Genomic DNA, 17,692 nt, shown 5'->3' with positions numbered 1-17,692 from the left:
CGAGCGAGAGCCTACTCGGCTCTCGCTCCCTAATAAATATGATCGATCCATCCAGAACCGTCGCCCTCGTGGGGCGCCCTAATGTCGGGAAAAGCCGTCTCTTTAATCGGCTTTGCGGTAAACGCATGTCTATCGTGCATGATATGCCCGGAGTCACTCGCGACCTAATTTCCACCGAAGTGCGCGACGACTATGTGCTGCTCGACACTGGCGGCATCGGCATGGAGCTCGATATGACGCCGAAGAAGATTTCGGTAGCTGCCGAGGAACAAGTAGAGTTTGCGATACAAGCAGCCTCTATTATTCTTTTTGTTGTCGATATTCGCGAAGGAATTACCTCACTTGATGAAATCGTGGCGCAGAAGTTGCGTCGTTATGGCAAGCAAGTGGTTTTGGTCACCAACAAAGTTGACTTGGAAGAACACGAATCGGCCGCTGACGAATTCATTCGCCTTGGCCTCGGAGAGCCCTTGCTGGTTTCCGCTGAACATGGCCGTGGGATTACTGAACTCGAAGCTGTGATCGATGAGAAACTAGGCCCCAAGCCCGAAGGCAGTGGAGCCGACCAGTCGGAGCGTATTCGTATTTCGTTGCTGGGTCGTCCTAATGTGGGCAAGTCTTCCATTGGTAACCGGCTCTTGAAATCCACCCGTTTGATCGTGAGCGACGTGCCAGGCACTACGCGCGATTCCGTGGAGCTCGACCTGGATTACCAGCATAAGGATGGCGAACTGCTCAAGTTCCGTCTCGCTGATACCGCGGGTCTACGCATGAAACGCAAAGTCGATAGTCCTGTCGAATATTTCTCCAGCGTGCGCACACAAGCCGCGATGGAGCGCTCCGATGTGGTATTCTTAGTCATTGACGCCGTTGATGGTGTGACCAAGCAGGATCAAGCCCTCGCGGGGGAAGTGCTCGATGCCGGGCGGGCTCTGGTGATTGTGGTTAACAAGTGGGACTTGATTATTGACCGTTGGACGCACGATCCGATTGAAGGTTTTAAGAACCTGAAACACTTTTTGAAGAGCTACGAAGAGTCGCTGCGCAAAGAGATGTTCTTCTTGCCCAATCCTCCGGTGTTATTCGTATCTGCGGCCACCGGTTTTGAAATTGAGTCGATGCTCAACGCGGCAGCGTCCATCCAAGCCACGCTGGATATGAAGCTGTCGACTGGTAAGCTTAATAGTGTGATTCAGGAGCTCTTCGAGGCTCGCGCACCCAAGATCGTGGGCACCAAGCGCTTCAAAGTATTTTACGCTGTGCAAACGGGCTCGCGTCCACTGCGCATTCGTTTCTTCTGCAATCGTATCGAGCGACTGGATCCGAGCTATCGTCGATATCTGGAAAAAGCGATCATTCACGAGTTCCGGCTGAATGGCTGTCCCGTGCGCTTTGATCTAGTGGGTAAAGAGCGTCGCTATGAAGAAGGTGAGGGCGAACATGCGCCTCGCCATAATGATACCTTACAAAACAAGGCACGTCTTAAAAAGATGGGCCCTGATGCGGCGAAGCTCGACACCAAGCACCCTGAGCGCCGCAAGCGTATCACGCAATCCAAGGCCGCGCACAATGCCAGTGAAGGCAAGGGCGGCAAGGGCCGGAAGAAACGCTAGCGCGTCCTTTTAATGTTCCGCCTTTTGAATGTTTCGAAGTGCGATGCAAAACAGCTCTGGCTGGCATCGCACTTCGTAGCATTCGCATTATAGCCCTGAGCGAATGCTGCGTTCTTCGATGAAGTCCTGCAGGATTAGGGCTGCCGCACGTGAGTCGATTTCGCCGCTTTGACGCGTCGGCTTTTTCTTTTGGCCGCGCAGGCCTTGTTCGACTGAGTGGCTGGAGAGGCGCTCGTCGACACGGTGTATCGGAAGTCGAAAGCGCTTTTCCAGTTCCTCGATAAATACATCCACTTCTTTGGCTTTAAAGCCGACGGAGCCATCCATATTGAGCGGGTAGCCGACGACTAGTTCCTGAGCACGTCGCTGCGCGATCATATCTTCGATATGTCGCATGCGCTCTTTCTTGGAAGCCGCCACCGCCGCCTGTAGGGGCATGGCAATGCCGATCTCGTCGGCAAAAGCCAAGCCGATACGCTTTTCTCCCCAATCGATGCCGAGATAGTTCACTGTAAAAAGTTAGGACTAGAGTGTTTAGGATTGGTAATTTAAATCTGTGAATCTGGCCGATTACACGATTACACCGATTACACCGATTACACCGATTACATTAGGCGCTTGTAAGCTTCCTGTGCGCCGATCTTATTGACTAGAGCCTTGATCTCTTGGGCTTTGTCTTTGTGGCATACCAATGTGGCATCGCCGGTTTTGACCACGATCAGATCCTTCACGCCGAGCAGTGCCACCAAATGTGTGTCATCGCGCGAGTAAACAATGTTATCTTGCGAGTCGCTGAGTTCCGCTTGTCCGCGTACTACATTGCCATTATCATCGGCAGGGTAGTGACGCGCCACAGCTGGCCATTCGCCAACATCGTCCCAGTCGAAGCCAGATTCCACCATCACCACATTGCTTGCTTTTTCAATGATGGCATAATCCACCGAAATCTTTTCAAGAGTCGGGTAGTGTGTGGCTAGTAGGGCGTCGATGTCTTGGCCTGCAGCTAGGCCTTGGTCGATCGCTTGCAGTGCTTGCCACAGTGTTGGAGTGCTCTTTTCAAGTTCAGCGACGATCGAGGGCACCGACCATATAAACATGCCAGCATTCCAAAAATAATTGCCATCGGCTAAGTAGCTTTCCGCAGTGGCTAAATCGGGCTTTTCCACAAAGCGCTGCACGTGATAGACACTGCGCGCCGCGAATTCACCCATCGCATCTGCTTGTTGGATATAGCCGTAACCTGTGGCAGGAAAGCTGGCGGTAATGCCGATCGTCGCGAGCACTGGCTGCGCTTCAGCCGCGGCAAAGGCGCTCTCGAGTGTGTCGCGTAGGCCGGCAGCATCGTGAATGACCGCATCCGCAGGGAGCATGGCAAAGCTGGCGTTGGGATCTTCGCGTCGAACCAGCACGGTGGCGAGCCCCACGGCCGCGGCGGTGTCGCGGCCGACTGGTTCGCCGATCACCTTGTTGGGGTCCAGCTCCGGGCAGACTTCCAGCACGGCATCACGTTGCTCGGCATTTGTAATCACAAACACGTCCTGTGGTGACACGAGTCCCGCTAGGCGGTCGATCGTTTGTGCGAGCATCGCCTTTTCACCCACGATGGGGAGGAGTTGCTTGGGGCGTGCGATACGGCTTTCTGGCCAGAAGCGTTCGCCCCGTCCACCTGCCATGATAACTACAAATCGTTTAGACATGCCCGCAGACTCTATTCACGCCCGCAAATGGCAAGTTTGGATTTTGCGAGATGATCACGATTTATAGACTGAGTGTCGCGGGAGGCGTCACCATCAGCTGCTCGATGGTGCTGGCTAGTTCGTCCGCAGATACTGCGAGTTCGAGATAGGCGTCGGGGCCACTCGGATCGGCCTGCCAGCTGTTTTGGCCTGTGGCGGAAATGCGGTTTTTGCCCGCGATGGCATTAAACCAAGTGCAGCCATTGCTGTGTAAGCCGCGCACGGCGTGAAAGACAGCGACCTGGTCCCAGCTGGGGCGCCCACGATTGATCGAGTCGTAGGCGAGCTCATACGCACGTCGCATCGGGCTGTCTGGGGCGGCCTGATAATCGGTGCCGGTGATCACGCGTTCGCCGAGTTCGTAGCCGATAAATGTGATCGGCACGGTCTCAGGCCAAGCTTCGAGCGCCGCTTGAGTCGTGGGGCCAGTGCCACTGAAATCGAAGTTATACTCGTTGCCGGAGGGGTAGGCGCCTCCCATGATCGTGATGCCCTTTACTTTGCGAGCGACCAGTGCGGGGCCCGAGTCCATCGCGAGCAAGTCCGCGATGTTCGAGAGAAAGCCGATACTGACGATGGTGACGGAGTGGTCTTCGGCCTCGCTCAACAGACGATGATAGAGTTCCACCGCATTGGGGCGCTCAGCATCGCGCAGCCCGTCGTGCGGATAGTTTTCATAAATCGAGCTGGAGTAGCTGGAAGGCTTGACTGGAGTCTGCTCCTCTCCGCGAGGGCTCATCGCGACGGGAATTTCAGGTCGGCCAAAGTGGTAGTTGATTGCACTCACGACGGATCCGTGCAGGCCGTGGCTATCGATGCCGTTGACCGCGACGCCCAAAATCTTGGCTTCACCCCGGTCCGCTAGGACGTGGAGCATCGCGAGTGCCCCTGCGTCGTCGCAGTCGGTGAGCATATCTGTGTCGAGGAGGATTTGGACCGGTGTGTGCATACTTGCTTGGGTGTTTTGCAGGATTAAAAAGCTGTTTTTGCTAGCCTTCTGACGTAGTCACGAGTTTTCAAGCTAATAAATCACGGAGCGTGTGAGTGGCCACACGCGTGTCGATTCAAGCCGGGCCCGCAGTGGAGCGCTGCGGGCTTGTCTTAAAAGTTCAATTCACGCAACCAGCGCTCAGCTAAACCACGCCACTGATCGGCAGAGCCTTGACGGCGTGAGTGGATCGTTCCTAGGCCGATGCCATGTTCGCCACAGGGGAAGACGTGCAGTTCATGTGGGATTTGAGCCTGCTGCAGCGCGATCGCCATATGGTAGCTATTTTCGACCGGCACCGTGGGGTCGGCCACAGTGTGCCATAGGAAGGTCGGCGGTGCTTCCGGGTGCACATAGTCGTCCCAGCAGATGCTACGTTGTAACTCTGTGCCTACTTGCTGGGCGCCAAACAAATTCCCCATCGAGGCTCGGGGCTGGTAGAGCGAAAATGAGCTGAGGATTCCATAGGCCAGAATCGAGGCATCAGGCCGTGCGGACACATATGCTAAGCATTGGTCCGGATCGAGTTGCCACTCGCTACGCTCAAAGCCATGTGATACCCCTGCTGCGATATTGCCACCTGCGGAGAATCCCATCACGCCGATTTTCTTAGGGTCGATGTTTAGCTCGGGCGCATGCGCGCGCAGCCAACGCATGGCATAATTAGCTTGTTGCTGTGGTCTCGGGTAAGTGCCCGGGCCTTCGTCGCTGCTGACCGAGTATTCCAGCACGACAGCAGATATACCGATCGAGTTGAGCCAAGCCGCCACGGGAGGGCCTTCTTGGTGGCTGACCTGGCTGAAACCACCACCGGGGAGGATCAACATGCAGGCGAAATTTTCCCCATCCTCTAGTAAATACGGATACAATCTTGCCAAAGATAAGACAGGGTCGCTGGGGTGGAGTGCTTGGGAGGGCTCTTTGAACATACCTGCAGCATTCAGATGCTTCCATTTAATGAGTCAATGGGAGACTGTGCCTAATCGCTTCTTTCAGGCGTCAGTAGGACTGGAGTTTGGCTAAAAAACTTGCACTTTAATTAGCCGTCAATTTACCTTACGAGGATTACCTAAGCGACAATACCTCTCAAACATGGACATCGTAGACTACAAAACTTTCACACAGCACCTGCAGAAGAGCGAAATTTCAGACGTCACCTGCTACTACTTTACTAGCGAAATCGAAATCGTTTATACCCACGAAGGTCGCTAAGAAAAAAGAACATATGAATGACCTAACGATAATTAATGGTATTGCTGAGGGTTTAGAACGGTCTACTGAGGTTCAAGGAACCAGTCAGCGCACTTCGACGACTCATTTGTCCATGTTTGTTGTAGACGGGCAGCGCGTTCTGCTAAGAACAGCAACTCCCAGCGTCATCTCGAATGGAGACCAAGTAGAGCTTGCCGGCACACTTTCGAACGGACAATTCCATGCCTTAGCATGTAAGAATTTAACGGCAAATTGGATCAGTCCTCTTAGGCAGCAGAAAGTTGCTTTTGCCGTGCTAATATGTATGGCAGTCGTCTCGTTTCTGTCATTCTTTTTAGTGTTACCAATTATCTTTGGAGGAGTCTGTATCTTTTTTGCAATGAAGGTTAAAAAGCATGACGATCGACTCAAACAAGCCCACCAAATGATCGTGAATCACTAATCTGCACTCATTTAAACCTACGAAGAGAATTATGAAGAAGCCTCCGAATGTAGTCTATATTTTTGCCGATGAGATGCGCATGCAGGACGTTGCTTATGCAGGGAACCAGGATGTCCATACGCCGACGATGGATCGTTTGGCGGGGTGAGGGCCTCAACCTGACGCATGCGGTGTCCGGCTGTCCGGTATGTTGTCCGTATCGTGGAAGTCTAATGACGGGGCAGTATCCGCTGACGCATGGTGTTTACATCAACGACGTGGAATTGAACCCGAACTGCAATACAATTGCGCGCGCCTTTAAGCGAGGTGGCTACGAGACTGCCTATATCGGCAAGTGGCATCTCTATGGCAGCCCCGACGGCGCGTATGGGCGTCGGCAGGCCTACGTTCCGCACGACTACCAACTTGGCTTCGATTATTGGAAGGCCTTCGAATGCACCCACGACTACAACGACTCGCATTATTACTTCAATGATGACGACAGGCTGCAGCCGTGGGGGGACTACGATGCGCGTGCGCAAAGTAAGGACGCTGCACAATATATACGAGATCATGCTGAGGCGGAGAAGCCTTACATGATGATGCTTTCCTGGGGGCCTCCTCACTTTCCGCTGCACACGGCGCCACAGGAATACCAGGATCGCTTTGCTCATGTTGACATCGAGTTGCGCCCCAACGTACCTGCCGACAAGCAGGCAGAGGCGAGGGAAGAGCTGCGGGGCAATTACGCGCATATCGCGGCTCTGGATGATTGTCTGGCCACGGTGCTCGATGCGATCGACGCCTCCGGTCAGCGCGACAATACCATAGTCGTGTTCACCTCGGACCATGGCGATATGTTCGGCAGCCAGGGCATCAACCGCAAAAGCGTGCCGTGGGACGAATCGATTCGCGTTCCTTTTCTGCTGCGCTGGCCGGCAGGCTTGCCGCGGGGGGCCTTGCCCTTGCCCATGGATGCGCCCGACATCATGCCCACACTGTTGGGGCTTTGTGAGCTTGAGATCCCAGCGACGGTTCAGGGGCAGGACTATTCGGCGGTCCTGCGTGGCGAGCAAGCATTGTCGGGTGATGAAGCGGCGCTGCTCAATCTACCGGCGGCTTTCGCCAATGTGCTGGAACACGGGTTCAAAGCCTATCGCGGGTTACGTACGCAGCGCTATACTTATGTTCGAAATACAGATGGTCCGTGGCTGTTGTTTGATAACGAGGCAGACCCGTATCAGATGCGCAATCTGCTTGGATCCGCCGAACACGTGGATGTTCAAAGTGCGCTGGAGTCTCGCTTGCAGCATCGGCTCGCAGCACTTGGCGACGAGTTCCTAGACGGGCAGGCCTACTTGGAGCGAGACGGACTTAGTCACTATCAGGAAGTCAATCGTTCTTGTCATCGTGAATGGCAGGATCCCTGGAGCCGCTGTTAAGCCAAATTTGAAACTCTGTTATTTGTATGCAACTTGTCGATACCCCCATCGCTCCTGCCCATCAACGCCAAGTGGGTGCTTCGTTGCGCTTTATTGATTTTGGGCGTGCGGTATTTGGCACAGTGGAACTTGAACTCAACTGTGCCTGCGCCGGACATGTGTTACAGCTTCATCTCGGGGAAAAACTTGCCGCGGATGGGCGCTTGGATCGGGCGCCCGGCTGTACGGTTCGCTATCGGGAGATTCCACTCAAGCTGAAAGCTGGCAGGCATCGTTATCGGTTAGTCATTCCGGCTGATGCTAGGAATACGGGTGCGCGTGCGATTAAAATGCCGCCCGCGATCGGTGAAGTCATGCCCTTCCGTTATTGCGAAATTGATGCGCTGGTTGAGGGGATTGAACTGTTGGATGTTCGGCAACGCTTTGTGCATGCGCCCTTCGATGATGTCGCGGCTGAGTTTGAGTGTGCGGACCCGGTGCTCAATGAGGTTTGGGAGTTGTGCCGGCATACCATTAAGGCGACGACTTTTTGCGGGCTTTATGTCGACGGCGACCGTGAGCGCATTCCTTACGAGGGGGATGCCTATATCAACCAACTTTCGCACTATTGCCTAGATGCGAGTTACGGGATGGCGCAGCAGACGATTGATTATTTAATCGAGCACCCCACGTGGCCGTCAGACTGGCATCTGCACATGCCCTTGATTGCCTGGTATGACTTTCTTTACAGCGGCGATGAGGGGCGTATGCGGGCACACTATGTTATGCTCAAGCTGAAGACTTTGCACGCGCTGGCAGGGAGTGACGGCTTAATCAGTGCTGCCGATTGTCCTGCCAAAGACGCCCTAATGGAGCAACTGGGCTTGGATGGATTCTTTAATGAAGGCCTGCAGGACATGGTCGATTGGCCGCGGCATGATTTTGCGCAAGATGGATTGATGGGAGAGGCGGATGGTTATGTCTTTTCACCTGTGAACACGGCCATCAATGCCTTACATCATCGCAGTCTGATATTGATGGCTCGGATCGCTGGGCACTTGGGAGAGGTGCAGGATCAACTGTTCTTCGAATCGCGCGCGCGACAGGTGGCGGCGAGTATCAACCAGCAGCTGTTTGATACCAAGCGTGGGAGCTATGTGGACGGCAATGCGACCGAGCATGCCTCGCTGCATGCAAATTTTTATCCATTGTTAGCGGGCATCGTTCCGGCGGCGCGTCAGGCGGGCGTGCTTGCTTTCGTGAAAAGTCGAGCGATGGCCTGTAGTGTGTATGGTGTGCAACATCTGCTAGACGCGCTCTACAAATGCGGAGCCCCCGATCACGCCCTGAGTCTGATGACATCGAAGAGTGATCGCTCCTGGTGGCATATGATTCACCGTGTCGGTAGCACCATGACACTCGAAGCCTGGGATGCTCGCTACAAACCGAACCTTGATTGGAATCATGCATGGGGCGCGGCGCCGAGTAACATTATAATCCGGCGTCTGATGGGTGTGCGCCCTGCGGCACCGGGCTTTCGACAGGCAATCATCCAGCCTCAACTGGGAGATCTGGAGTGGGCCAGGGCGAAGGTGCCCACCGCGCACGGATCAATTGAAATCGAAGTCACACATACAGCCTCGGGCAAGCCAGTGATCGAGTGCACCTTGCCTGATGGAATAGAAAGAGTGTGATATCAATGCTATGGGAGGCTAGCTTTTCGCTGGCGTTTCGTCTTGTGGTGCTGGTGTGTAGATGGGCCCGCAGTTAATTTGAGCGAGTTGGTAATGAGCTAAGATACCCTCTAGTCGCTCGAGGAAATTAGCATAGTCTTTGTCTGCTGCCGGGGACCAAGCGACTTCGGCTAAAGCAGCGATGCGCGGGAAGGCTTGGTATTGCATCTTTTTGAAGTCCTTTATGAACTCGGACCACAAATTGGCTTGCACGCCCAAAATGTGAGTGGCCTCTTGTGGGCTGAGTTGCGCGGGAACGGGATCATACTGATAGACCTGTTGCAGTGGTAGGAAATTCTCGAAAGCTTGAAATTCTGCGCCTTTTGCGAGTTCTTGCGCCGCGGGTGCCTGATAGTAATCAAAATACATGTGGGACTGGGGGCACATCACGACGTCGTGGCCTTCTTGGGCTGATGCGATGCCGCCGGCTTCGCCGCGCCAAGACATAACGCTGGCCTGAGGAGAGAGGCCGCCTTCGCGGATTTCATCCCAGCCGATTAGTTTACGCCCCTTGCTCGCAAGGATTTTTTCGACCCGTTTTACGAAATAGCTTTGCACCTCGTGGCCGTCCTTAAGGCCCTTGGCTTGCATGAGTGCCTGCACGCGTGGGGAGGCTTCCCATTGCGTTTTGGGTGCTTCATCGCCTCCCATGTGAATGTAGGTCGAGGGGAAGAGGGCGCATACTTCGGTGAATATGTCATCGACGAATTCAAAGACCGCTTCCGTAGGCGCTAAAGTATAAGGATGGATGCCCCAATGGTTCTGAACTTTGGGGGCATAGTCCGGGAGGTCACTATTGCCGAGATAAGGGTAAGCCGCAGTGGCGGCGGCCATATGACCCGGCATGTCGATCTCCGGCAGCACTGTGATGTGTCGCTCCGCTGCGTAGCGGACGACTTCTTGGATTTGCTGCTGTGTGTAGAATGCGCCGTAGCGGGTGTGATCGCTGCCTTTGCGATCTCCGTAGGGCGGCGTCGACTCGCGATAAGCGCCGACCTCAGTGAGTTTTGGGTACTTCTTGATTTCGATGCGCCAACCTTGGTCATCGCTCAAGTGCCAGTGCAGGTTGTTGAGCTTATGAAAAGCCATCCAGTCTAGGAACGATTTAATATGATCCACTTCTATGAAGTGGCGTGCTGAGTCGATCATCATGCCGCGCCATGCGAAGCGCGGATGATCCGTGATCGTCATTGCTGGGATTTCCGCACTTTCGAAGTCGGTCGTTGTAGGCAGTAATTGCAGCAGCGTACGCGTGCCGTAAAAGACGCCGGCCGCATCCTTAGCGGTGATTTTTATGACGGTTGGTGTGATGTCTAAGCAGTAGCCTGCGGCGGGCAGTGGAGTCTCAGGCGCCAGCTCTAATGAAATATGTGGACGCTGGTTGGCTGCCGAGTCCTCGCGCGAACGCGTTGGTGCTACGCGGCAGCGGGCGCTCAGGTCTGATTGTAGCCATCTCGCTTCCTTGCTGACTGCACTGTTGGAGCGAACAATTGTTTCGGCAGTTAGATGGAAGACGCCTTGCCCTGTTACTATATGGACGGGGCGTGGTATGATGGATGCGACTCGCTGTTCGCAGGCTTGGGGCTTCATTGTCATACTGGGGGCAGGCTATTCTTCGTCTTTAGACTTTTGTTGTTTGGCTTCGAAAGCTTCCTTGTCGGCTAGCGAAATATGGCCGACCACACGACCGTCGTCGAGAGGATTGTCTACTCGCATGGCGAGGTCCTTAAACAGGCGGCGGGTATCTATTATGCCCCCAATTAAGAACCATACCGTTGAGATGATCGCGAGGACTCCACTGACTGCGATCGTGGTATAGAAGAAATAATCGCCCCACCAGCTGGCGGGCCAAGGGGAAATTAAATTCCATATCAGTACGACGATGAAGCAAAAGATCAGCTTGTAAATAATGGCATAGCTGAAGACCGACCAGGCAATCACCTTGTCCCCTGTAGTATAGTCCGATGTGATGCCGATTAATTTACTGAATGCGTTGCGCGGGGTCCACTTGATTTTAGCGGGTTGCTTGCCGTCGATGTTGTATTCGCCGCGATGCAGCAAACGGTCCAAATTGTAGGGTTCCTTGCGCGTGATTAAGGAGCCGATGACGTAGGCCGCCACGCCGGTCACCATTGCGATGAAGTAACTTTCGTAGGAATTGATCGGAAACTTAACCGCGTCCATCTTCCAAACAATGTAGGGATTGAAGGGAGACGATGCGCTTTCGAGAAATTTGCCAATTGGGCCTTCCCAGCCTTGATTGACTAAGAAGGGGTAGATGTGCTCGGCCCAGTTACGTTGTAGAATGAGTGTGGCCACGGAAATACCAGAACCAAAACAAAGGGCGCAATAGGCACCAAATGTCGTACCAAAGCGACTATATAGACCAAAGATCATGATGGGGCCCGCACCGCCCAGCCAGACGGCTGACATGATGGTGATGAACATGTTGATGTAATCCAGATGGACGAAAAAGATGGAACAGAAAAAGAAGAAGATCGCGATGACCACCGATGCGAGGCGTAGCACCAATAGGTGTCGTTCGGGACTGAGCGGATTTTTGAGGAATGGCTGGATGATGTCCTGCACGATGGTCGAAGATGCATTGAATATGCGTGAGTCATCGGTGGAGAGCATCAACATCACCATCAATAGGCAGAATAAGCCCATCACGCCCACGGGCAGCATATTACGCAGCGCTACCGGCATCATCATCTGATTGTAGAGCGTGCGGTATTTCTGAAATGTTAGGTTGCCCTCGCCGTCGCTGCCGAGTGTTGCTTGCGCGGTTTCCATAAAGGGGGTGTCGATGTTGTTGTCGCGTGAGAGTGGTGCATCGACGCCGATTTCATGTGCGGTGACAGGCAGTGCGGCGATTCGCTGATTCAGGGTCGCTCGTAGCTCAGGTTCCACTACTGTTTCTTCTGTGACTTTTTGCGAGAGTTGCTGGCGAATGCCGTAGGCTTGCTCTGCGTGATTACGGTGCGTCATAACCGTGATGATAGTGACGGCCACCAAAATAATCATTAGGCCACTGAAACCGCCACGCCAAGAGCCTAAGATGCCAGCCATTTTTTGCTCGTGTGGAGTACGTCCGCAATTGGTGGTGTCGTTTCCAATCCAGCTGGCACGATTCAGGATGCTGCCTAAGACGAAGACCGCTAGTGCGAATAGATTGAAGTCACGAAGTTCAGCGATGTCAAAGGGGTTGAGGAAACTCTCGCCCGGCACACGGTCCAGCATGGTGGGCGCAATTTCCCCATTCCATGAAAAGGTCAGCAGTACGTATCCGCCGATTACGACAAAAATAGGGTAGGAGATAATTCCTTGAAAGGAGTCCGTGATCAATAGCGAGATCCGTCCACCCGGCCACATCACTAGGATGGCCATACAAAGCACACTTGCCACCACAATGGAGAAGGTTGGAATGTTCATCCCAAGCACAGTGACGTTGTGAGGCAGGTTTAGGAAATAGATGAAAAAGTTCGCTGCGATTGCCGGACCGATCGCGTTAGTGAGCATCTCCGCGATGGTGCGGATGCTGGCTGCTATGATCCGGAAGTTGCGACTGTAGCGCATTTCTAAAAATTGCCCAATCGAGAGCGCTTTCGTTTCGCGAAAGCGATACACGCAAAATCCTGTCAGCCCCATGATGATGCCAACCGGAATGATCATATAGTCCCAAAAGGTGAGGGCGTAGCCGACCTGATATTTCGCTTCTACCAAAGCGACTAGTGTGATGACGCCTAGTCCCGAGGTGAGGTCACCCACAGATATCACATAGCGTCCCGCTACGCGACCTGCGGCTAAAAAGTCCACCACGCCTGTTACATACTTTTTGGCGTACACAGCTGCAGACAGAATGAAGGTGACGGGGATGATGACGATGAGCCAGTCGATGAGGTGCATAGTATATTGAAGCGGAAGCCGTTTTATTATGTGACTTTAAAAAAGTTTAGGTATTCGCTGCTCTGTGACTATGTCAAGGGTAATCAATTTTTATAAATCCTTTGACATAGTCACAGTGGATTGACTATTGGTTTTCCTTGCATGCCTGTTTTTGGCTCGGGCTTGTCGGTCATTGCCTAGGACTGTCTTTGGTTGTGGCCTGTGATTTATTAAATTTTAGCCGCTTGAGGATATGTCTTCTATTGTAAGTGAAACTGATTCTGTGCCTAGTTCGTTGGGCACGTCGAGTGGGCTGCGTCCCAGTATACTGAAGGTCGCCCTGATCGGGGTCACGGGCTTTGCGCGCGTGCACTATGAGATGGTCATGGGGGCGATTCAGGAAGGCGCGAGTCTTCAGCTCGTTGCGGCGGCTGTCATTAACCAAGAGGAGGTGCCTTTAGAGTGTCAGCAGATCCGCGAAGTTGGTGGTGCGCTTTACGATGATGTCTATTCGATGCTAGAAGCATTTAAGGGGGATATAGATCTATGTTTCATCCCGGTCGGCATTCACTTGCATGCTCCGATGACGATTGCAGCGCTGCAGGCGGGTGCCAATGTGTTTGTTGAGAAACCCGCTGCGGCGACGATTCAAGATGTTCGTGCAATGCAGGCGGCGGAGCGTGAAACCGGCCGTTTTGTTGCGGTTGGCTTTCAGACGATGTTTGCATCGGAGACTCTGTGGATGAAGGATGCGATCCTGTCGGGGCGCATTGGCGCGGTGCAGTCGATCAAGTGCCGCTGCTTGTGGCCTCGTTTGGATACCTATTATACGCGTAACGATTGGGCGGGGCGCCTGCGCGTTGGGGACGATTGGGTTTTAGATTCGCCCTTTAACAATGCGGTCAGCCACCAGTTGAATATGATCTGTTTCCTTGCGGGAGAGTCGCGTGAGCGGGCTGCCGATATTGACACGGTAGAGGCTGAGCTCTATCGGGCACACCGTATTGAGAGTGCAGATACGGCTTGCCTACGTGTGCAAACCAAGACTGGGCTGCCTTTGTATTTCTATGCGACGCATTGCTCGGAGGCCCACTTGGATCCGGAGATCGTGATTCGGGGAGAGTCGGGGGAGATTCGCTGGACCTTTACTGATGTGACGTTGACGAGCGATGAGGGAACGGTCGAGACCAGAGCCTGTGAGGCGGACGTCTCCGTGCGTAGTCAATTGCTGGATCGCCTACTGAACCGTATGGAGAATTCTGATGTTTTTATTTGTGACCTAGAGGTGGCTGCAGCGCACACTCTGAGTGTAAATGGTGCGCATGAATCTTCGCCTGTGCATGATATTCCGGCCGATTTGATCAGTCATGAGTCAGTGGATGGAGGTGTGAAAACGACAGTCTCGGGCTTGGATGATTTGATTCATCGTGCCTTTGAGCAGGAAGTGCTCTTCTCGGAGATGGATGTTCCCTGGGCGCAAGCAGGAGCTTTGACTAGCACAAATACTGCTTACGATTACTTTCCTCAGCGTGTGGGCTTGAGCTAGACTTTTTTGCTAATCCCCTTGACAAAGTCACGTGAAGTTATGATTTCTTTTACAGTGCAATGCGTAGAATGCCTCAAAGTGAGCTTTCTTACGTGGGCATCTGTTGAATTACATTCCAACCCTCTGATCTATGAATATAAAAAAATTCCCTTCTAGCGTTGTCCTTGTAGCTGCTTGCCTTGCTGCTGGTTCAGCTCACGCAGTGATCGTCGCCGATTATCAGTTTAACTCTGCAAGTGATCCAGTGTTTCTTGGCTCTTCAGATACTGATGCTAACAGTGTCGCATCGTTAATTACAGCTGGAGCTGGCGCGACGTTAGATCGTGGCACTGAATTCTTGGTCGCCGCGAATGGCACGTCTGTATTGGAAGTCTATTCGAATTCGAGCATCGATCAGGTGAATAATCTAGCAGACGCTGTAGATCATGACGTTTCCTTCAGTTTCACTCTGACTCCTGAGGCGGGTAAGACCTTAAGTTTTACTAGTTTTGATGGATTGGTTCGCAGATCTGCTTATAGCTCAACACGTGGATGGTTGCTGCAGTCTTCTTTGACCGGGACTACAGATCTTGCTGCTGATTCGAGCATTGGATCAGCTCGTTCTGACGCTTTTGAGACGATGACTGCTAGCTCTGGCTCGCTTGATCTATCGAGTGTGGCGGAATTGCAGAATGTTGCCGGACCAGTGACTTTTACCATCTATACAAACCCAGGCACAGGCTCTAGTTTGCCGAGTGGTCGTTTTGTGGACTATGACAATATTACAGTGAGTGCGACTGTGATTCCCGAGCCTGCGACCACAGCTGCTTTGCTTGGTCTAGTTGGACTATCGCTCGCATTCGTTCGCCGTCGTCGCTAGGAATGGCTCTAGCCTAGGTTTTATTTTTCAAAACGCTCACGCGCCATCCGGCGTGTGAGCGTTTTTTTATGTCTACACGGCTGGCCGGCCTGACTCTACCCGAGTAAGCAAGTCGATGGGAAAAATTCCTTAGACCCGCTGTTTCAAACAAGTCGAAGCGGGCGCTTGAGTTAGTTAGGCCTCCGTCAGCCACAGAATGTTGGTGACGATGCGTGGATAGTAGAGGCTGGCCATGGCCTTGCCACTGCTGAATTGGTCCGAACAAGCATTGAAGGTGGAGCCGAAGATTTGCCAGTCCATGTGAGCCTGATCGTGGGCGACTTGCTGCTCACCGAAATCGATGCCCAGCACGCTGCGGGCTACGTATTGACTTAGGCAGATCTTGCTCATCCATGAGTTGTCGGCAGTGCTGGAGAGCTTCCATCCGTTGTCGGGGTAGAGGCAGACGCCGGGCTTGAAGATCGATTCGAAGTGACGCTTTAAAATACCAATGAATTCGGCGTAGGGCCCGTCGAGGGCGAGGGCGTCTTGCAGGCCCATCACTTGCGGGAAGACCAGGCCTTCGATGGCGGGAATGATGGCGCTCCGATTGTCGTCTTCGAAGACTGCAGGTATATAGCCGAGTGTGTCGTCCCATTTGCCGCTGATGGTGCGGGCACAGAGTTGTGCAGATGCAGTGGCTTCGGCTGCTAGTGTGTGCTCGCCCGCTTGCTGGAACAGTTCGGCCAGGGCCAAGTAGGCCGCCCATGATTTCACCGCGAGGTAGAGATTGTTGCGTGCTTGACCGAGGGATGTGTCGAGCGAGTCGTAGGTGGTGATTTCGCCGCCACCATTACAGCGGCTGGATTCGCAGCCCATCACACCGTTGCGTTGCGCCGGGGCGGGGTGGTCGCGGTTGAGCATCGATTGGTAGCAGTCTTTGACCGTCTTTAAGTGACGAGTCAAAAAGGCTTGGTCTTGACTTTGGCTCACGTAGACACCGGTGCAACAGACCCAATTGACCAGTTGCTCGTGAGTCATGTAAGAGAAACAGCGTCGGTCAATGCCGCTGATTTCGTAGCTAGAGTAACCTTCGGGAGAGAAGTTGTTGTGATTGCCTTGGTCGTGGGTGAAACTGATGCCGCCAGGGTAGGTGTTGTCACTGCCAGGCAGGCGCACTTGATCGTAATAGGAGTAGCGGTGTATGAAGGTTTCTAATACGTTTTTAACTGTCCACGGCGAGTAGCGCATCTCGTAGAAGAGCATGTCGACGGTGAGATCGAAGGTGTTATGCATGCGGTATTCGCCCTCGTTGACATTCCAGAATGGCTTGCCGGAATCGTCAAACCACTGAGTCGAACCGTAGTAAGAGTGGGAGGCGTGTGCGATGAGGAATTTTTGCGCATCGTTGAGCGAGGCGGCCTCGAGCTCCGCATCACGTTGTGCGGCTTGCTGATAATACCAATCCTTATGTTCGAGTCCGTATTCGAGTACATCCCGCAGACTTGAGAAGTAGCGTGTATACCAATAGGGCATTTCCAGCCCCAGTGTGGCGGTGCCTGCGCGATAAGTGGCTAGGCTGATGTGCATTTCGCGCTGTTCACCTGCGGGCACATCCATCATAAAGCCATAGCTACCGCCGAAGCGGGGCACGAGTTGGGTGCCATCTGGTTTTTTCGCTTTGGAGAGATCGAAGGTTTGGAGTGGTTCCACTTCGGCATCGGTGGCGAAGCCCAGATTTCCATTGCCAAAGAGGAAGCCGGTGAACTTGCCAGGCTCGTGAACAGGCATGGGGCAGCCATGCTCGCCCAGTGCGAAGAGTGCGGTCTTAGTTTGCGTGCCCTGTCGGTTGTCGACGGTGAGTTTCGCAAAAACGACAGGGCAGGCGGCGCGCTTATTTTCGGCGCGGTCGGTCGTAGCCGGGTCGGGCAAATCGCCGAAGGGGGAAATGATTTCCAGCCGCAGGTCTTCGGTGATGAAGTGATCACTAGCAAAGCGGTAGTCGCGTGTGATGTCTTTGCCCTCGATCACTGTTAAGGCGTCGTGACAGGTCTCGGGCTGGTTTTGGTGATCGAAGCGTGCGATCTCCGAGTTGTTCATGTGCTCGAAAAAGGGTAGCACAGTGATGTGCTCATCCACAATGGTGCCGACGTAGACTGCGCCGTCGGCAGGTTGACCTTTTTCAAGTGCAAGCCCGCCTGGAGCCCCGTGCATGCCGAGGGTGAAAGAGCTGTGGGCGCCAATCGCGCTGTGCTGGGCGTGGAAGGAGTTTTTCTCGTTCGGTAGAATCATGAGA

General features: G+C 53.5%; 13 protein-coding genes. 6 read left to right on the top strand and 7 right to left on the bottom strand.

The genetic code is table 11. The features are described from left to right. Positions 1 to 38 precede the first annotated feature (38 nt). On the top strand, positions 39 to 1,613 hold the full coding sequence (der, locus tag QEH52_RS14565; protein WP_308951412.1) for a ribosome biogenesis GTPase Der: 1,575 nt from the start codon (positions 39 to 41) through the stop codon (positions 1,611 to 1,613). 87 nt (positions 1,614 to 1,700) lie between these two features. On the opposite strand, the gene ruvX is transcribed toward der, so the two are convergent. The 4 genes from ruvX to QEH52_RS14545 all read right to left on the bottom strand — a co-directional run bounded on the left by ruvX (position 1,701) and on the right by QEH52_RS14545 (position 5,266). Then, positions 1,701 to 2,123, bottom strand: coding sequence for a Holliday junction resolvase RuvX (gene ruvX / locus QEH52_RS14560; RefSeq protein ID WP_308951410.1), 423 nt, complete (start codon positions 2,121 to 2,123; stop codon positions 1,701 to 1,703). A gap of 95 nt (positions 2,124 to 2,218) precedes the next feature. After that, a complete protein-coding gene (locus QEH52_RS14555) occupies positions 2,219 to 3,310 on the bottom strand; it encodes a mannose-1-phosphate guanylyltransferase (protein ID WP_308951408.1) in 1,092 nt (363 codons plus the stop codon). 61 nt (positions 3,311 to 3,371) lie between these two features. Next, positions 3,372 to 4,298: a nucleoside hydrolase gene (locus QEH52_RS14550; RefSeq protein WP_308951406.1), complete on the bottom strand. Its 927-nt coding sequence runs from the start codon at positions 4,296 to 4,298 to the stop codon at positions 3,372 to 3,374. A 152-nt stretch (positions 4,299 to 4,450) separates the two neighbouring features. Then, a complete protein-coding gene (locus QEH52_RS14545) occupies positions 4,451 to 5,266 on the bottom strand; it encodes an alpha/beta hydrolase (RefSeq protein WP_308951405.1) in 816 nt (271 codons plus the stop codon). Between the two features lie 296 nt (positions 5,267 to 5,562). Here QEH52_RS14545 and QEH52_RS14540 point away from each other — a divergent pair, with 296 nt between their 5' ends. The 3 genes from QEH52_RS14540 to QEH52_RS14530 all read left to right on the top strand — a co-directional run bounded on the left by QEH52_RS14540 (position 5,563) and on the right by QEH52_RS14530 (position 9,085). After that, positions 5,563 to 5,991: a hypothetical protein gene (locus tag QEH52_RS14540; protein ID WP_308951404.1), complete on the top strand. Its 429-nt coding sequence runs from the start codon at positions 5,563 to 5,565 to the stop codon at positions 5,989 to 5,991. A gap of 110 nt (positions 5,992 to 6,101) precedes the next feature. Then, positions 6,102 to 7,412 (top strand): sulfatase family protein, encoded by a 1,311-nt coding sequence (locus QEH52_RS14535; RefSeq protein WP_308951403.1) that lies wholly within the window; start codon positions 6,102 to 6,104, stop codon positions 7,410 to 7,412. A gap of 26 nt (positions 7,413 to 7,438) precedes the next feature. Continuing rightward, positions 7,439 to 9,085, top strand: coding sequence for a family 78 glycoside hydrolase catalytic domain (locus QEH52_RS14530; RefSeq protein ID WP_308951401.1), 1,647 nt, complete (start codon positions 7,439 to 7,441; stop codon positions 9,083 to 9,085). A gap of 18 nt (positions 9,086 to 9,103) precedes the next feature. Here the strand turns inward: QEH52_RS14530 and QEH52_RS14525 are convergent, their stop codons facing one another. Both QEH52_RS14525 and QEH52_RS14520 read right to left on the bottom strand, forming a co-directional pair. After that, positions 9,104 to 10,720 (bottom strand): beta-N-acetylhexosaminidase, encoded by a 1,617-nt coding sequence (locus QEH52_RS14525; protein ID WP_308951400.1) that lies wholly within the window; start codon positions 10,718 to 10,720, stop codon positions 9,104 to 9,106. Between the two features lie 12 nt (positions 10,721 to 10,732). Beyond that, entirely contained in the window at positions 10,733 to 13,033 is a 2,301-nt protein-coding gene (locus QEH52_RS14520; protein ID WP_308951399.1) for a sodium:solute symporter family transporter, read from the bottom strand. Between the two features lie 232 nt (positions 13,034 to 13,265). Here QEH52_RS14520 and QEH52_RS14515 point away from each other — a divergent pair, with 232 nt between their 5' ends. Both QEH52_RS14515 and QEH52_RS14510 read left to right on the top strand, forming a co-directional pair. Next, positions 13,266 to 14,558: a Gfo/Idh/MocA family protein gene (locus QEH52_RS14515; protein ID WP_308951398.1), complete on the top strand. Its 1,293-nt coding sequence runs from the start codon at positions 13,266 to 13,268 to the stop codon at positions 14,556 to 14,558. A 130-nt stretch (positions 14,559 to 14,688) separates the two neighbouring features. Next, complete coding sequence (locus tag QEH52_RS14510) at positions 14,689 to 15,417, top strand: PEP-CTERM sorting domain-containing protein (RefSeq protein WP_308951397.1); 729 nt, start codon at positions 14,689 to 14,691, stop codon at positions 15,415 to 15,417. Positions 15,418 to 15,591: 174 nt separating this feature from the next. On the opposite strand, the gene QEH52_RS14505 is transcribed toward QEH52_RS14510, so the two are convergent. Further along, positions 15,592 to 17,688, bottom strand: coding sequence for a glycoside hydrolase family 52 protein (locus tag QEH52_RS14505; RefSeq protein ID WP_308951396.1), 2,097 nt, complete (start codon positions 17,686 to 17,688; stop codon positions 15,592 to 15,594). Positions 17,689 to 17,692 lie beyond the last annotated feature (4 nt).

The sequence above is a fragment of the Thalassobacterium maritimum genome (assembly GCF_031127805.1).
In the GTDB taxonomy this organism is placed as follows: domain Bacteria; phylum Verrucomicrobiota; class Verrucomicrobiia; order Opitutales; family Coraliomargaritaceae; genus Thalassobacterium; species Thalassobacterium maritimum.
This window is presented reverse-complemented; position numbering and strand designations above follow the sequence as displayed.

What these genes read in the sequence shown, in the direction of transcription:
- QEH52_RS14545 (WP_308951405.1), bottom strand. Translation starts at nt 5,266, where the DNA reads ATGTTCAAAGAGCCCTCCCAAGCACTCCACCCCAGCGACCCTGTCTTA.
- QEH52_RS14530 (WP_308951401.1), top strand. Translation starts at nt 7,439, where the DNA reads ATGCAACTTGTCGATACCCCCATCGCTCCTGCCCATCAACGCCAAGTG.
- QEH52_RS14515 (WP_308951398.1), top strand. Translation starts at nt 13,266, where the DNA reads ATGTCTTCTATTGTAAGTGAAACTGATTCTGTGCCTAGTTCGTTGGGC.
- QEH52_RS14555 (WP_308951408.1), bottom strand. Translation starts at nt 3,310, where the DNA reads ATGTCTAAACGATTTGTAGTTATCATGGCAGGTGGACGGGGCGAACGC.
- QEH52_RS14520 (WP_308951399.1), bottom strand. Translation starts at nt 13,033, where the DNA reads ATGCACCTCATCGACTGGCTCATCGTCATCATCCCCGTCACCTTCATT.
- QEH52_RS14540 (WP_308951404.1), top strand. Translation starts at nt 5,563, where the DNA reads ATGAATGACCTAACGATAATTAATGGTATTGCTGAGGGTTTAGAACGG.
- QEH52_RS14525 (WP_308951400.1), bottom strand. Translation starts at nt 10,720, where the DNA reads ATGACAATGAAGCCCCAAGCCTGCGAACAGCGAGTCGCATCCATCATA.
- QEH52_RS14510 (WP_308951397.1), top strand. Translation starts at nt 14,689, where the DNA reads ATGAATATAAAAAAATTCCCTTCTAGCGTTGTCCTTGTAGCTGCTTGC.
- QEH52_RS14535 (WP_308951403.1), top strand. Translation starts at nt 6,102, where the DNA reads ATGTCCATACGCCGACGATGGATCGTTTGGCGGGGTGAGGGCCTCAAC.
- QEH52_RS14505 (WP_308951396.1), bottom strand. Translation starts at nt 17,688, where the DNA reads ATGATTCTACCGAACGAGAAAAACTCCTTCCACGCCCAGCACAGCGCG.
- QEH52_RS14550 (WP_308951406.1), bottom strand. Translation starts at nt 4,298, where the DNA reads ATGCACACACCGGTCCAAATCCTCCTCGACACAGATATGCTCACCGAC.
- der (WP_308951412.1), top strand. Translation starts at nt 39, where the DNA reads ATGATCGATCCATCCAGAACCGTCGCCCTCGTGGGGCGCCCTAATGTC.